Below are 15,710 nucleotides of genomic sequence, written 5' to 3'. Positions count from 1 at the left end.
CAATCTCTTTTTTGTGCCAATTACTGCAAATTGTTGCAGCAATACATATCCGTCAGGATATTCTTTCCGTGCAGGCTCTTGGAGTTTCGCCCCTGCGTGCCTACATGGTTATCAAAGGTACTGTCCTTCGGACAGAATGCAATTTTGATGCGGTTACCATGTTAACATTAGGGTTTTTCTTGCATTTATGCGAAAAAATGAGTAATTTTGTAATTTGGAAAAAAACCGCAAAAACATAATACTGAATTTACATGAAGGTTAAATTACATCGCGAAGGTCAAAATATAATACTCGTAGTCCTGTTTATCCTTGTCGTGGTCAACGCTGCGGCACTCTATTTCATTGACTACAAGCCAGTACCCATCACGTTTATCGTGCTGTCGGTAATCTTGTTTGCGCTTGTGCTCAACTTCTTCAGGCTCCCTCGTCGCCACTTCAAGGGCGAGAACGACGGCACCGTGGTGGTATCTAGCGTGGATGGCACCGTGGTTGCACTGGAAGAGGTGTATGAGGACGAGTACCTGCACCGCAACGTGATACAGCTCTCGGTGTTCATGACCGTGTTTAACGTGCATGCCAACTGGGTGCCCGTGGCTGGCGACGTGAAATATGTGAAACACCACTCGGGACGCTTCCTGGCAGCCAACCTGCCCAAGTCGAGCACCGACAACGAGCGCTCAACCATCGTGATCAAGACTCCGCAGGGCGAGGATATCCTCGTGCGCCAGATTGCTGGTGCAGTGGCTAGACGCATCGTCACCTATGTGGAAGCGGGCGAGAAAGTAAATCTCGACGATTTCATCGGCTTCATCAAGTTTGGCTCGCGAGTGGATATCTACCTGCCGCTCGACACCGAGATCATGGTGAAACTGGGCGATAAGACCTGGGGCGGAGAGACACAAATCGCACGACTCAAGAAATAAAGCAATCCCCCTTGGCCCAAAGGGCAAAAGAAACATAATATTTTAGGAAGATAAGCAAATCAATGAACGCAATAAAGAACAATATACCCAACGCAATCACTAGCCTGAACCTGCTGTGCGGCGCTATGGCGATAGTGATGTCGTTCAGCGGCAAGCAGGAAATAGCATGGGGGCTGAACGGTTTCGAGATGGCATACGCGCTGATTGCGCTGGCTGCCGTTGCCGATTTTTTCGACGGTTTCTCGGCACGCCTGCTGCACGCAGTGAGCAACATAGGCGCTGAACTCGACTCGTTGAGCGACCTGGTGAGCTTCGGCCTGGCACCAGCCATGGTGCTTCTCAACATGATGCGCGGCTACGACGAGCCGTGGTGGTGCTACGTGGCGCTGCTGTTGGGAGTATTCGGCGCAGTGCGCCTGGCACGATTCAACGTGGACACTAACCAAACCACAACCTTCACCGGCCTGCCCATACCTGCCAACGCCATTTTCTGGATTGGCTTCACCGCATGGTATGCCGAGCACCAGATGCCCGTGTGGGCAGTTGCGATTGCTGTGGTGGCGCTGTCTTACCTCATGGTGTGCCCGCTGCGCATGTTCTCGCTGAAACTGCACAGCATGAGCGTGAAAGAAAACTGGGCACAATATTTGCTTATTCTATCAACAGTAGCACTCGTAGCCACGCTGGGATTGCCCGGACTGGCTGTGATGATTGCGCTATATGTAATCATTTCTATTGTTAAACACGAAAAGTAAAAAGAAAGCATGCATCTGTTGATATTTTTTGCAATCTTGCTGTTGCTGTTGATTGCTTACCCGCTTGTGAAAATATTCCTTTTTGCCCGCAAAGTGCGCAAGGGAATACGCAAGGTGAAAGAAGACGTCAACAAGCAATATGAACAGCAACACGCCGACTCATCGTCAAAGCACGGCAACACCAAGGTGTTCAGCGACGAGGGCGTGGACGTGGAATATGAACGCGTGGACGGCCCGCGCAAGCAGATCGAAAGCCCCACACGCGTGGAGACCGAAGAGCAAGTGACCGACGTGGAATACGAGAAGGTCTAGTTCTTCCTAGGCTTTGGTCTCCCACGGAGGCACAGAGGACACAGAGATTATTTTCCTTCAGAAAAAAATGATTTCTTCTTTTTATCTTGCTCTTAATAGTTTGTCGCACATTTCTTTTTAATTATTTACAAGTTTCGCATGTTGTTAAAATATCATCTAACATCGGTAAGTCGCGTACTTTCAGCACGCCATCCCTTTGTTTTCTTTAACCGAGGGTTACGTTCGCTACGCTCACTTCACCCCCGGTTATCGATAGTCGCACAAGATGCGACCACGCACCTATCGGTGCGATTAATACCTTATAAATTACAGCTTGCGAAACTTGTATAATTATTCTAATTATTTTAATTTCTTTCAGTTATAATAAATTAAATCCGTGTAATCGGTGAGATCCGCGCGGGTAGCTCTAAAAATTTTTATTTTGTTAACACGGATGTGCACATTTCCAGCACACCAGCGTGGTAACTTTGCAGCGTGAAAGAAAAAATAATGCCTCTTGCAGTTGCCAGATGTGTATTATTTGAGTAAATTTGTAAACCGAAAACAACAATTAAAACAAGACATAAAATGGAAGATAACGAAATGAGAAACGAGGCTATGGAACAGCCCAAGCAGCCGCAGCGTGCAGCTGTGTCGCCCGAGAAGTTAAAAGCCCTCCAGGTAGCGATGGACAAGATCGACAAGACCTATGGCAAGGGTTCAATCATGAAGATGGGTGACGACCACATCGAGAATATCGACGTGATCCCCACAGGTTCGATAGGCCTTGACTGGGCCCTGGGCGTGGGCGGATATCCCCGCGGCCGCATCATCGAGATCTACGGTCCCGAGTCATCAGGTAAGACCACCCTCGCCATCCATGCTATTGCCGAGGCACAGAAACGCGGCGGCATCGCAGCCATCATCGACGCAGAGCACGCGTTCGACCGCTTCTATGCCGAGAGCCTGGGCGTTGACGTGAACAACCTGTGGATTTCGCAGCCCGACAACGGCGAGCAGGCACTTGAAATCGCCGATCAGCTCATCCGTTCATCGGCAATCGACGTGATCGTCATCGACTCTGTCGCAGCCCTCACCCCCAAGGCCGAAATCGAAGGCGAGATGGGCGAGAGCAAGATGGGTTTGCAGGCTCGCCTCATGAGCCAGGCTCTGCGCAAGCTCACTGCCACCATCAGCAAGACCAACACCTGCTGCATCTTCATCAACCAGTTGCGCGACAAGCTGGGCGTGCTCTTCGGCAACCCCGAGACCACAACCGGCGGCAACGCTCTCAAGTTCTACTCTAGCGTGCGCATCGACATACGCCGCATAGGCCAGATCAAGGACGGCGAGCAAGTGCTGGGTGCTCTCACACGCGTGAAAGTGGTGAAGAACAAGGTTGCTCCCCCCTTCCGCAAGACCGAGTTCGAAATCCTCTTTGGCCAGGGCATCAGCAAGGTGGGCGAGATCCTCGACCTGGGCGTGCAGTATGGCATCGTGAAGAAGAGCGGCGCATGGTACTCCTATGAGGGCACCAAGCTGGGCCAGGGACGCGACGCTGCCAAGCAGATGGTTGCCGACAACCCCGAACTCGCCGAAGAACTCGAAGCAAAGATTATGGAAGCATTGAAGGGATAATTATATCACCTAACAATACGCGAGGTAGATGCACAACAAAGCACCTGCCTCGTTTTTTACACCCCGCCCTATTCGGAATTAACTGCAAATTTACAGTAAATCTCGAATAAAAAAATCTGCAAAGCACTGTGTTTTTTCAAATACGACCTTTGTATATCCGGAATTTTGTGTAAATTTGCAGTAAATTCCGAATAGAAATATCTATATGAAACAATACATACAACGATACAATTATCTGCAAAAACTTATTGACCGCCGCAACAATGGTGAGATCAAAGTCATCACTGGTTCGCGCAGGTGTGGTAAGTCATGGCTGTTGAGCAAGATATACTTTGACTGGCTTGTGTCTAACGGCGTTGCACAAGACAACATCATTTCAATCACCTTTGACACCGATGACATTGATGACACTGGTGACTTGACTAACCCCGAAGAACTAAAAGCCTATTTGCGCTCACGTATTGTAAGCGAGAGCGAGGACTATTACATTTTTCTCGATGAAATTCAGGAAGTTGAAGGATTTGAAAAAATCGTCAACGGACTAAACAAGAAAGACAATGTGGATGTCTATGTGACAGGTTCAAACTCCAAATTCCTTTCAAGTGACATAAACACCCTGTTTCGTGGACGTGGCGACGAGGTAAGGCTATACCCGTTATCGTTCAGTGAATTTTGCGAAAACCGTACAGAACCAAGGCAAGAGTTGTGGAAAGAGTATTACACCTTTGGTGGTATGCCAGGACTTCTGGGTCACAAAAAAGCCGAGGAGAAAACGGCTTATTTGCAACGGTTATGGACTAAAACCTATATTGACGATGTGGTGGAACGCCACAACGTGAAGAACCGACAAGCATTCGAGTCCCTTGTTGATATGCTCTGTTCCTCAATCGGTTCACTTACAAATCCAACGAAAATCGCTAACACGATCAACTCCCTGCAACACATCAAGGTTGATTCAGAAACAATCAACACATATTTAGGGTATCTGCAAGAGTCATACTTGTTTGAGGCGGCAAAACGCTATAACATAAAAGGAAAGCGATACTTTGAGTCTATCAAAAAATACTATTCAGTGGATCTCGGGCTTAGGAATGCCCGTCTAAACTATCGCCAACAAGAAATCACCCACATCATGGAAAACGTAGTGTTTAATCACCTATGTATGCGAGGGTATAAAGTTGACGTGGGCGTTATTGAAAAACGCGAGATGACAAATGGGAAATCGCAATACAAGCAATATGAGGTAGATTTCATTGCCACTAATGGCATTGAAAAATACTATATACAGAGTGCTTATGCTTTACCCGACGAATCAAAACGCGAACAAGAATTAGCATCACTGAAACGCATCGACGACTCTTTTCAAAAAGTAATAATCGTGGGTGATGATATTATGACATACACCGATGACAATGGTTTCGTTTTTATGGGCCTGTTCCAATTCTTAAGTAATGAAAAAGTTCTTTCATAGGCTCTATTCGGAATTTACTGCAAATTTACAGTAAATTCCGAATAAAAAAAACAATCTATGATTTCCAAGGATCTTGTCATCTATGAAATCCTCCTTGTTATAGCATACCTAAAAAGCCCTGCCACCGTGATGGTAGCAGGGCTTATTATTGCGTTGCTCAAGGATTACTCCTCGGGGAGCATGATTACCTCTACGTGGGTACCCTTAGCCAGAAGCACGTTCTTGACGAATGCGCTGATGCTAGCGGGAGTCTGAGCCTCAACGAGTGCCTTGTAGGTGCTGTTGATGTCAGTGCCTTTGCTCACATAGAAGTTGAGAACCTGGAGCCAGTAGCCGTTCTCCTTTACATTTGTGTCAAAGTCCTTGATCATTACTTCCTTGATGTCCTTGAGCGTTGCCTCATCGACTGTAGAAGCCACAGTGTTGATTTCCTGACGCATGATATCGAGCGCGAGGTCTTTCATGTCAGGCTTGAAGGGGCAGCTACCCAGGATATAAGTGTAGTTCATGTCGCCGAATGTGCTTGCGCCACCACGTGCGCCTGCTGAGTAAGCAGCACCAGCATCCTCACGAATCTTCTTCAAGTAAATCTTGTCGAGCACCTGAGCAGCCATCTTGGCCTTGATGCTGTTCTCAAGGTTGAAGGGAGTCTTGTCGTAGGTGTACCAGTAGAAGCGGGCGTTGGCCTTGGGAGTTTCCATCTTGCGAGTGAACTGGTTCACAACGTCCTTAGCGGGACGCTCAATCACATTCTTGTAGTTCTCAAGTTTCTTGGGGTTGCCAGGAAGCGAAGCGATATACTGGCAGATGTATTCACGGATAAGTTTCTCGTCGAAGTTACCCACGAAGTAGAATGTGAAGTCGGCAGCGTTAGCGGTGCGTTCTTTAGCAATCTGCATGATGCGGTCGTAGTTCACGTCCTTGAGGTTCTCGGCATTGAAGGGGAGCTCACGCCATGAGTGGTTCTCGATGGTGTTGTTGACAGAGTCGCCAAACACCGCCTCGGGCTGGAGGTCCTTGTTCTTGAGCACAGTCTCGAGCTGGCTCATGAGGTTGCCGTAAGACTTCTCGTCCTTGCGGATGTCGGTGAAACGGAGGTAAGCGAGCTGGAACATGGTCTCAAGGTCCTTAACGGTTGACTTACCGCTCACGCTCTCATAGCTGGTAGAGAGAGAAAGACTTGCGTTGGCTTGCTTGCCGGCAAGAGCCTTCTCGAGCTCGGTAGCGTCAAACTCGCCGAGGCCGCTCACCATCATTGCGTAGTCAAACATCTCGAGATTAGCCCAGTCTTTCTTGTCGTAGAGAGACTTGCCACCTTTAGACTCGGCCTGCATCATGATTTCGTTCTCCTTGAAGTCGGTCTTTTTGAGGACAACCTTGGCGCCATTGCTCAAAGTGAGCTCGGTGTATCCGAACTTGTCGCCGGCCTTCTCCTTAACGATCTTGCCAGGCTTGGGCAGATTAGCGATAAGGGGCTCGTCCTTCACGTTGTCAACATAAGCCTCAACGGGAGCATTGAATGCATCGGTGATGGCTGTGTGCAGTGCAGTTGCCTCGGGATATACAGCGCCGTCCTTCTCCTGGTTGAGGTTGAGGACCACGAGGTTCTTCTCGTCCTTGCTCACGAGCTGGGGAAGCAGCTGGTTGAGTGCCTCGACGGGAATCATGGGAGTGATCTGCTGCATGATTTGGTATTCCTGCTCGATTGAGGGGATGGGCTCGCCCTCAAGATAGTTGGCAGCGAATGAGCGGCCGTAGCGCTCGTTAGAGATCTTGGTGCGCTCGTTATAAGTCTTCTCGAGGCGGCTCATGTACTCTTCACGTGCACGTACAAACTCTGAACCGGTGAAACCGTGCTGAACGGCACGATTGATCTCGGTCATCACGGCCTTCATAGCCTCGTTGTACTTGCCCTCCTTGGGAAGGAAGTAAACAGTGAACGCGCCTTTGGTTTTAGAGAAGAGGTAGTTGCCGTCGCCACAGCTTGCCTGCAAGAAAGGGCAGTCGGCTTCAAGAGTCTTCTCGGCAAAACGCTTGTTGAGCATGTCACCCACCAGGTCGAGGACATAGTCCTCAATCATATAAGCCATCGAAGCCTTCTCCTCGCGGGTTGTTGCTTCGTGCTTGAACATAACCTCAACGATGCTGTACTGCTGTTCCTTGTCCTTGTCAACCACGATGATAGCCTTCTCGTTGTCGGGCACTACCTCGTCAACCACCTGTGCAGCGTCGGCTGCGGCTGCGGGGATAGAACCAAACATTTCCTTAATTTTAGCCTCGGTAGCGTCAACGTCGATGTCGCCCACCACGATGATTGCCTGGTTGTCGGGACGATACCACTTGTGGTAGTAGTCGCGAATCTCGTTATACTTGAAGTTGTCAATCACGCTCATCAAGCCGATGGGCATGCGCTTGCCGTACTTTGAGCCGGGGTAGAGGGTCTCAAGGTTGCGTTCCAGGATGCGCTGGCTTGCGCTGCTGCGCAGGCGCCACTCCTCGTGAATCACGCCACGCTCCTTGTCGATCTCCTCGTCTTCGAGAAGCAGGCCGTTGCTCCAGTCCTTGAGGATGAGCAAGCAAGAGTCGAGAGCGCTCTGGCGGGTTGAGGGAACGTCGTTGATGTTGTAAACGGTCTGGTCAACGCTAGTGTAAGCGTTAAGGTCACGGCCAAACTCCACGCCCAGTGTGCGGGTGTAGTCGATAACGCCGTTGCCGGGGTAGTTCACGGTGCCGTTGAATGCCATGTGCTCCAGGAAGTGAGCGAGACCACGCTGTGACTCTTCCTCCTGAATAGAACCTACACGCTGAGCGATGTAGAAGTTCACACGGTGTTCGGGATACTCGTTGTGACGCACATAGTAAGTGAGTCCGTTGGCCAGCTTGCCCATGCGCACCTCGGGGTCCACGGGGATGGGAGGCATCTGGGGCATCTGTGCCATGGCTGTGCCTGCAACTAGCATCAGGGCAGCAACCAGTAAGTGTTTTAGTTTCATAATTTATAAATTTATAAAATAATATTGTTTATTCAACCATCAGTTAACGACACACATTTCGCTAATATAGTGACAAAATTAATATTTTCTGCTCTTATAGACGCAACAGGGGGATAAAAAGTTACACAATTAAGTGCTAAAAAATGTTTATCACGGGCGGAAATAGCACATCTGCGCCATGCAAGACGGTGTCTTGATATTACCAATAATCTGTACAGCAACAACTTAATCCACTTGCTCGGTTAATATGGTTTTTGTGGGGCCACGTGTAGTAATTTTGCAGCGTGAACAATAAAACGATAACATCATGAACAACGAAACCGAAAATTTTGTACCCGAAATCGACACTACGGTTGTCTTGGAACCAAGCATGGCGCAAGCTACCCCAAAGAGTGAACCGCTGGAAACACAGTTAGAAAACGCCTGCCAGCGCATGGGCATCGCCCCTGAGTCGCGCCCCCGCATTCTGGATGTGCTCCAGTCGCTCAACGTCGCGGCACCCACCGATGAGGCCGTGCAGATGCTCGACCTGGCGCTGCGCCACGACGAGGATGTGAAGAATGCCGATGCACAAGGCTACTTGCGCGGCCGCAACGAGAACATCGACGCTAGCATCCACCCCGAGCAACACCAGGAGGACACCGAGGCAGCCCAACGCACATTCCCTCGCTACACGCGTCGCAGCGTGTGGGACTGAAACTTTACACAACTCAACATTTTTATAACCCGTAACTATACTTATAGCTACAAATAACCCTTAATTCTATTAAAACTATGAAAGAAGAAAATTGCACTAGTCGCATCTTGCGACATGCAGCGGAGGCGGTGACACGCCACCCCGTCCTTGTGTTTTCAATCGTCATGAGCATCATGCTGCTGGCCATGTTCATGTCGCAGTGCACCGCCGAGACCCTTCTCGCCGCGGCAATCATCCCCGGAGTGGCTGGCGGCAAGCATGTGGTAGATGGCCCGCTCACAACCGACCTCACCCGCGAGACATCGCCATCGCTGCTGCTCAACGAGATTGACCGACAGATCGTGAAAATCCGCCCTATGGCAACTCCTGTGGACCAAATCTCACGCTATGCCGGCGCCAAGCACTCGGGCGCGATGCAGGTGGACTACTACAACGTGGACACCAAGCCCACCGCCACAACGCTTGCCGATGACTACAGCGAGAGCACTTCAACGGCGAAAGGATCGCCCAAAGCGCTCCTCTCGACCGACGATGACCAGATGTTTGACGCCAGCGACACCATCCTCGTGCAAGGAGTGTATGGATATGAACCCGACGGCGTGGCACGAAGCAAGAACGAGCTGGTGCTGTATGTGACCGAACGCACCGACGACGGCATCGTGGTGATGGCAGTGAACGGCAAGCGCGTGGGCGCATTCATGGGATGCGTGCCCAACCTCGAAGCAGGCACCACGCTGGTGCGCATGGGTCGTGCAGCAAGCGAACTCGACGTGATGTCGCCACAATATGAGGCGATGCCGCAGAAGGACAGCAACTACTGCCAGATCTTCAAGATGCAGGTCGAACAGAGCACGCTGCAGAAGCTCGCCAACAAAGAGACCGACTGGACAATGAGCGACCAGGAAGAAGCTGCCATCTACGACATGCGCCTGGGCATGGAGAAGTCATTCCTCTTCGGGGTGAAGCAACGCCTGTGGCACCCCGACAAGAAGGAGAACATCCTGTTCACCGGCGGCATCTGGCACCAGGCTGGCAAGGACTTCCACTACGACAGCGATGTGCTGAGCGAGAACGATGTGGTGGAACTCATGCGCAAAGCCTTCACCGGCAACAACGGCAGCAAGCGCAAGGTGCTGCTGGGAGGAAGCAAGCTCATAGGGGCGTTGAGCCACCTCGATGTGACACGCGTGGTGCGCTCGGGCGAGAGCGTGAGCAAGTGGGGCATCGATTTCACCGAGCTGCGCAGCAAGTTTGGCACGCTCTATCTGCTCCTGAGCGAGGTGTTTGACGATTGCGGAATGGCCGACAACGGGCTCGTGATTGACCCAGAGTATATCCAGAAGTACAGCCACATCCCCTTCAGCACCGAGGCGCTCAACCTGAAGTCGAGCGGCCTGCGCAACACTGATGCGCTTGTGCTCACCGAGGCCAGCTGCCTCGTGCTTCGATACCCGCAGGCTCACATGCGCATCATGAAGGTGTAAATCCTGCGAGAGAACAACAACCAGTGATGTGACAACAAGGAAAGAGCGTGACTGCTTGTCTCATTAGCAGTCACGCTCTTGTTGTTTAAGGCGGGGGTATCCTTATTCACTCGCCGCCGCGCAAGATGTTGTCCACAGGATCCACATCCCCCTCGACAACGCCATCGGCATCATCATCGACACATATGGAGTCGAGTACAGCCTCGTCCATCACCGAGTCGCAATAGGCCTCGTCCATGTCGGCCTTCTCAGGGTAAGAACATGCTCCCACCGTCAGTATCACAATTGCCAGAGCAACTAACTTGATTATTTTCATAGCCATGCGCCGTTCTAAACAAAGAAGGCCTGGAAACCTGATTTCCGTTTCCAAGCCATTCTTTATGGTTAGTTCCTTAAATTAGAGGAGCTCCTGAATCTTCTCCAGGTTGAACTTCTTAGTCTCGCCCATAACGGTGAAGAGGTTGATGATAGCCCAGATACCGCAGCCACCGCAAGTGAGAAGCTTGCCAACACCCTGGCCAGTCTTACCGAGCATGAAACGGTCAACACCGAAACCACCCAAGAACCAAGCAATGAGAAGCATCACCATGGGGCTCTTCAGTGAAAGACCAAGAATCTGCTGTGCCTTCTCCTCGGGAGCAGCCTCAAGAGCTTGAGTCAGGTTTGCGATTTCCTCAGCGGGTACGTTTTCTCTTACTGCAGCGAGTACGCTTTGAACTGTATTTTGTTCCATAATAGAATGTTTCCCGCTTGGTCTCTGGGGCGGGCATTTTTTTTTATTTTGTTTTGTAATTTGTTAATGCACCAAGTTGTGCGAGACCCCCCATCTCTATTCCTCGGCAGTGTTGCTCCAGCATATTGACGGCACAACTCAAGCGCACACAGTTAATTGTCAGTATCTAATAAGACCGCTACTATCATTTTATTAGCAAAAGCATTTTTACAATTAAGTTTTAGTCTTATTGTGGTGCAAATTTAGTAAATATTAATAAACTTTGCACATTATTGTTGTTAATTTATGTTAACTTGTCGTGTACTTTGTGCACGATTTCATTTTGCCTTGAGAATATAGGTGGTAGCACCCTTGCACACTCCCTTGAGGCGGCCGTTCTCCACAATAAAGGGCTGGCCATATACCTGGTCGAAATACTCGCCTGCGGGCAGTGAGGTGGCAAGGTCGAGCGCACGAGATGTAGTAGCGATGTTGACCACTGCCGCGCCCTTGTTGCCGCGGTTCACGAGCATGAGTTCGCCGCTGTCGCTGAACTGCAAGTCTTCCTTTTCGCCTGCCATGGCCGCACGGAACTTGTTCACCGCAACCACCTCGGGGTGGAAGAACTCGTCGTTGCCGCGCTCGCCCAGCACATTGTTGCCATAGTAGTTTGAGCGGGTGGAACCAGCAGGACGGTTGAAAAACAAGGGGGTGCCGTTCTGGCGGGCAGTGAGGAACACCCATCCGCAGCGTATCATCTCGTCGCTGATGCCTGCGGTCTCGTTGCCGTTGCAGTAAGTGTCATGGCTTTCAACCCATGTGGTGAGATACTCGGGAGCAACGCCGTGGTGCCAAGACACCAGATCGATGCCCTTGGCGCTGTGCTTCTCGAGCGCCTGGCACAGGTTCCATCCATAGCCCGAAGCTGTCATGCCGAAGTAGTCGGCATATTCCTTCTCGGGCACGCCGCGGTCTTGCAGCACCTCGCCATAGACAAAGAGGCTGTCCATGGGCAATGCCAACTTGACACCACGAGCAGCCTTGCGGCCGGTGGCAACGTCCCAGAAGTCGTTAACCTTGATGCCGGCTTCCTTGTCGGTGGGGTCGCTGTGCACACCTATATGTTTAGCCGTGTCATAGCGGAAACCGCGCACACCCATTGCCAGCAGCTCGTTGACAAAGTTCATGTAGTAAGCCTGCATGCGAGGATTCTCTGTGTTCACGTCGGGCAGACCGCCGCAGCCCTGCAACGTGCACTGGTAGCGGTCGCTGTAATTCTTGACGGGGGTGAGTCCCTTGGTGTGGAACATCTTCTTGCGTCCGCCCACAGCCTTGTAATATTCAGGCGCAACAGAGTCGGTGCTGAACGAGGTGTGGTTGGGCAGCACGTCCACGATGACACGTATGCCGTGTTTCTTGGCCTCGTCGAGCATCACCTGCATCTCTTCCTTCGTGCCCACGATGTGGTTGCCCACCTTCCAGTCGAGCGGCTGGTAGTAGAAGAACCATCCCTCGTACACGCCATCGGGGCGCTGGCCGAAGATGCGCTTGCTTGTGCCCTGGGGGTTGAAGCAAGTCTGCACAGGCGAGGTCTGTATCATCGTGTAGCCAGCGTCGGCAATCTGCTGCATGTGGGCGGTGATAGTGGGGAAATTCCAGCTCCACACGTGCAAAATAGTCTCGGTATTCACTGCGTTAGGGTCATGCGTAACGCGATCCACGGCACCCGCAGGCACCATCAAGCCAGCCATAGCGGCAAGAGTAAGTAAGTACTTTTTCATAACATCTAAAAATTTCTTTTTACAAAAGTAGTGTATTTTTCTTGTATTTACAAAAATTATGCGTACCTTTATACCCTGTAATCATTGGCTAACCCACAATAGAATATAGTCTATTAAAAAATATATCACATCATGGATAACGATCTGAAAATATTTTGCACTAATACAGGCGAATATGTGGATGTGGAAGGCGGTGAAACACTGCAGCATGTGTATGAACGCATCAAAGACCGCATCGGGTTCTCACCCATCAGCGTGCTTGTCAACAACCGTGACAAGCACATCACCTATCCCCTTTACGGGCCTAAACAAGTAGAGTTCCTGGACCGCAACAGCACGTCGGGCCGCCGTGCCTACATACGCTCGCTGTGCATGGTGCTTTACAAAGCCACCGTGGATCTGTTCCCCGGCAAACGACTCATCGTGCAGCACTCCATAGGCAAGGGGTACTTCTGCACCTTCAAGCACAACCACACGGCTGTAGAAGGCACCACAGTCAAGGCCATCAAGACCCGCATGAAAGAAATCATCGCCGAGGACACCCCCTTCGTCAGGAGAGAACGTCCCACCAAGGAACTCATCGAGCTCTTCGACCAGCGTGGCATGAACGACAAGGTGCGTTTCCTCGCGCATTCTACCGCTCTCTACACCGTTTACTATGAACTAGGTGATATAATCGACACCTTCCACGGTCCTCTGGCTCCGTCAACAGGACATCTATCGACATTCGACCTCATACCCTACAAGGAAGGCATGCTACTGCTAGGCCCTGACCCCGACAACCCGGCCGTTCCCGCCAAGGCTGGCAAGCACGAGAAAATCTACAACGCATTCCTCGAGGGCAAGACTTTCAACGCCATCAACAACGTGAGCGACATGAGCGAGCTCAACTGCGCTATCCTCAACAAGCAAGCCACACAGATCATCGACGTGGCCGAGACACTCCACTCGCAGATGCTCAGTAATATAGCCAGCGAGATTGCACGCCGCTTCAAGAAAGGCGGAGCACGCATGGTGCTCATCGCAGGACCGTCGGCAAGCGGCAAAACCACAACCACACGACGACTTGCCACACACCTCAAGACAAAATTCCTCAAACCCAAGATGATCTCGCTCGACAACTACGTGGTGAACCGCGTGGATACACCGCTCGACGAGAATGGCGAATGGGATTTCGAGAACATCAAGGCTGTGGATCTCGAGCTCTTCAACCATGACATGGCCGACCTGCTGGCAGGAAAAGAAGTGAAGATGCCCACATTCAACTTCGAGACCGGCTGCCGCGAGTATCGTGGCGACACAATGCGACTCGAACCCGATGACGTGGTGCTGCTCGAAGGCTTGCATTGCCTCAATCCCGAACTCACCAAGTTCATCCCCGAGGAAATGAAATTCCGCATCTATATCTCTGTGCTCACAACACTCAACATCGACGACCACAACTGGATTTCAACCAGCGATTGCCGCTTGCTGCGCCGCATCATGCGCGACCACAAGAGCCGCGGATTCAGCGCACAGGAAACCATCGAGCGATGGCCCAGCGTGCGCAAGGGTGAAGAAAAATGGATATTCCCCTTCCAAGAGAACGCCGATGCCATATTCAACTCAAGCATCATCTGCGAACTAGCAGTGATGAAAAACTACGCGCTACCCATCCTCGAACAAGTGCCGCCCAATGTGGCAGAACATAGCGAGGCCCACCGCCTTCTCACCTTCCTCAAGGGATTCTACCCCATCGACGGCCGAGAAGTGCCACGCACAAGCCTCTTGCGCGAATACCTGGGATAATTCCCCCCCAAGCAAATAAAACGCGGTGGTTCGAAAAAAACGAGCCACCGCTTGTTATATCTATCCCAAAGCAGCAGCCATATCCGCACATCCAGTCAACTACCATGCGCAATTCCGACGGCCTGCGGCCATCGGTTACGATGCAATGTGACGACACCGTCGTCAATTAGCCACTGATCCGAGAACATATCAATAAACAGCGTGTATTCCCAATTAGCAAGGTCGTGACAAACAAAATAGGCAAGGTCACGGCAAACAACATCCCAAAAGGGATGTGATATAGTAGGCAGCTATGCAGGCGTGCCGTGGGTACGCCGAAATGGCTGTAAAATGTGATTAATAATTACCCGTGCCTTTTGGTACGGGATAAGGAAGCAGCAAACAAATTGCTACCAAAGCATGTGATATTATTTTTATCATCTTTTTATCCCATACCTAAAGGCATGGTTTGCTTGTGATACCTTTATCCCAGCCATATCGTCCTGCAAATGCAGTCCTTCATGGCTGGCTACCGTATTCCATCCCGCTGGGATGGCCACAACGTGACACCAACCAGAAAAATCCGCTAATGCCAATAATAAAAAATCTGTGCGATCTGTGTAATCCGCGCGGGGGAAACAATATCAAATTGCATTCTGGCTTTGACGAGAAATCTGTGAGATCTGTGTAATCCGCGCGGAGACAGGAGATAATGGAGGAAACTTAATGGCGGGATGGGATGGCGGACGATATGGGATCAGCGGATTTTTCTGGTTGGTGTGGCAAGAAATAAATAGGGAGAGTCGGTGAAACATCCCTATGGGGATGTGATATTGTAGGCAGCCATGCAGGCGTGCCGTGGGTACGCCGAAATGGCTGTAAAAAAGTAGATAATAATTACCCGTGCCTTTTGGTACGGGATAAAGAACCGTAAAGCGTCAAGTCTGTCGAATATTTCCTACGTAAGTGCGCCCCCTTCGAGGTCAGTTGGGGTGTGTTCCTTTGCCGACGGCCTGCGGCCATCGGTTACGATGCAATGTGACGACTACGTCGTCAATTAGCCGCTAATCATAAAATACGATGATCAAAAAATCAGCTAATACGAAAATCCACAGAACAAAATAATCCTTGCAATCTGTGAAATCCGTGCGGGGACTGGCGAAAACTGGCTACCGTATTTCATGCTGCTGGGATGGTA

At 50.8% G+C, this 15,710-nt stretch carries 12 protein-coding genes; 8 read left to right on the top strand and 4 right to left on the bottom strand.

All coding sequences use genetic code 11. The features are described 5' to 3' along the window. Positions 1-251 precede the first annotated feature (251 nt). From ACKI3C_RS02380 to ACKI3C_RS02360, 5 genes are all read left to right on the top strand, one after another. Complete coding sequence (locus tag ACKI3C_RS02380; RefSeq protein ID WP_407401666.1) at positions 252-923, top strand: phosphatidylserine decarboxylase family protein; 672 nt, start codon at positions 252-254, stop codon at positions 921-923. Positions 924-985: 62 nt separating this feature from the next. After that, the gene (gene pssA / locus ACKI3C_RS02375; RefSeq protein ID WP_407401664.1) at positions 986-1,678 is read left to right on the top strand and encodes a CDP-diacylglycerol--serine O-phosphatidyltransferase; all 693 of its coding nucleotides are present in this window, start codon (positions 986-988) and stop codon (positions 1,676-1,678) included. A gap of 18 nt (positions 1,679-1,696) precedes the next feature. Then, the gene (locus ACKI3C_RS02370; protein ID WP_407401662.1) at positions 1,697-1,990 is read left to right on the top strand and encodes a hypothetical protein; all 294 of its coding nucleotides are present in this window, start codon (positions 1,697-1,699) and stop codon (positions 1,988-1,990) included. Positions 1,991-2,572: 582 nt separating this feature from the next. Further along, complete coding sequence (gene recA / locus ACKI3C_RS02365; protein WP_407401691.1) at positions 2,573-3,607, top strand: recombinase RecA; 1,035 nt, start codon at positions 2,573-2,575, stop codon at positions 3,605-3,607. A 205-nt stretch (positions 3,608-3,812) separates the two neighbouring features. Beyond that, the gene (locus tag ACKI3C_RS02360) at positions 3,813-5,078 is read left to right on the top strand and encodes an ATP-binding protein (RefSeq protein WP_407401660.1); all 1,266 of its coding nucleotides are present in this window, start codon (positions 3,813-3,815) and stop codon (positions 5,076-5,078) included. A gap of 164 nt (positions 5,079-5,242) precedes the next feature. Here ACKI3C_RS02360 and ACKI3C_RS02355 read toward each other — a convergent pair whose 3' ends face one another. Continuing rightward, entirely contained in the window at positions 5,243-8,071 is a 2,829-nt protein-coding gene (locus ACKI3C_RS02355; RefSeq protein WP_407401658.1) for a M16 family metallopeptidase, read from the bottom strand. A gap of 307 nt (positions 8,072-8,378) precedes the next feature. Between ACKI3C_RS02355 and ACKI3C_RS02350 the strand changes: the two genes are divergently transcribed. Together ACKI3C_RS02350 and ACKI3C_RS02345 are read left to right on the top strand one after the other, a co-directional pair. Beyond that, positions 8,379-8,768, top strand: coding sequence for a hypothetical protein (locus ACKI3C_RS02350; protein WP_407401656.1), 390 nt, complete (start codon positions 8,379-8,381; stop codon positions 8,766-8,768). Positions 8,769-8,845: 77 nt separating this feature from the next. Next, complete coding sequence (locus ACKI3C_RS02345) at positions 8,846-10,252, top strand: DUF5309 family protein (RefSeq protein WP_407401654.1); 1,407 nt, start codon at positions 8,846-8,848, stop codon at positions 10,250-10,252. A gap of 106 nt (positions 10,253-10,358) precedes the next feature. On the opposite strand, the gene ACKI3C_RS02340 is transcribed toward ACKI3C_RS02345, so the two are convergent. The 3 genes from ACKI3C_RS02340 to ACKI3C_RS02330 form a co-directional block, all read right to left on the bottom strand. Further along, entirely contained in the window at positions 10,359-10,568 is a 210-nt protein-coding gene (locus tag ACKI3C_RS02340; RefSeq protein ID WP_407401652.1) for a hypothetical protein, read from the bottom strand. A gap of 81 nt (positions 10,569-10,649) precedes the next feature. Continuing rightward, a complete protein-coding gene (locus tag ACKI3C_RS02335) occupies positions 10,650-10,985 on the bottom strand; it encodes an NINE protein (protein WP_321625826.1) in 336 nt (111 codons plus the stop codon). Positions 10,986-11,302: 317 nt separating this feature from the next. Next, entirely contained in the window at positions 11,303-12,745 is a 1,443-nt protein-coding gene (locus tag ACKI3C_RS02330) for an alpha-amylase family glycosyl hydrolase (protein ID WP_407401650.1), read from the bottom strand. Positions 12,746-12,877: 132 nt separating this feature from the next. Here ACKI3C_RS02330 and ACKI3C_RS02325 point away from each other — a divergent pair, with 132 nt between their 5' ends. After that, positions 12,878-14,533, top strand: a complete 1,656-nt coding sequence (locus ACKI3C_RS02325) for a nucleoside kinase (RefSeq protein WP_407401648.1) — start codon at positions 12,878-12,880, stop codon at positions 14,531-14,533. Positions 14,534-15,710 lie beyond the last annotated feature (1,177 nt).

Source organism: Sodaliphilus sp., assembly GCF_045598405.1.
GTDB lineage: Bacteria > Bacteroidota > Bacteroidia > Bacteroidales > Muribaculaceae > Sodaliphilus > Sodaliphilus limicaballi.
This window is presented reverse-complemented; position numbering and strand designations above follow the sequence as displayed.

What these genes read in the sequence shown, in the direction of transcription:
- ACKI3C_RS02380 (WP_407401666.1), top strand. Translation starts at nt 252, where the DNA reads ATGAAGGTTAAATTACATCGCGAAGGTCAAAATATAATACTCGTAGTC.
- pssA (WP_407401664.1), top strand. Translation starts at nt 986, where the DNA reads ATGAACGCAATAAAGAACAATATACCCAACGCAATCACTAGCCTGAAC.
- recA (WP_407401691.1), top strand. Translation starts at nt 2,573, where the DNA reads ATGAGAAACGAGGCTATGGAACAGCCCAAGCAGCCGCAGCGTGCAGCT.
- ACKI3C_RS02360 (WP_407401660.1), top strand. Translation starts at nt 3,813, where the DNA reads ATGAAACAATACATACAACGATACAATTATCTGCAAAAACTTATTGAC.
- ACKI3C_RS02355 (WP_407401658.1), bottom strand. Translation starts at nt 8,071, where the DNA reads ATGAAACTAAAACACTTACTGGTTGCTGCCCTGATGCTAGTTGCAGGC.
- ACKI3C_RS02350 (WP_407401656.1), top strand. Translation starts at nt 8,379, where the DNA reads ATGAACAACGAAACCGAAAATTTTGTACCCGAAATCGACACTACGGTT.
- ACKI3C_RS02345 (WP_407401654.1), top strand. Translation starts at nt 8,846, where the DNA reads ATGAAAGAAGAAAATTGCACTAGTCGCATCTTGCGACATGCAGCGGAG.
- ACKI3C_RS02340 (WP_407401652.1), bottom strand. Translation starts at nt 10,568, where the DNA reads ATGAAAATAATCAAGTTAGTTGCTCTGGCAATTGTGATACTGACGGTG.
- ACKI3C_RS02335 (WP_321625826.1), bottom strand. Translation starts at nt 10,985, where the DNA reads ATGGAACAAAATACAGTTCAAAGCGTACTCGCTGCAGTAAGAGAAAAC.
- ACKI3C_RS02330 (WP_407401650.1), bottom strand. Translation starts at nt 12,745, where the DNA reads ATGAAAAAGTACTTACTTACTCTTGCCGCTATGGCTGGCTTGATGGTG.
- ACKI3C_RS02325 (WP_407401648.1), top strand. Translation starts at nt 12,878, where the DNA reads ATGGATAACGATCTGAAAATATTTTGCACTAATACAGGCGAATATGTG.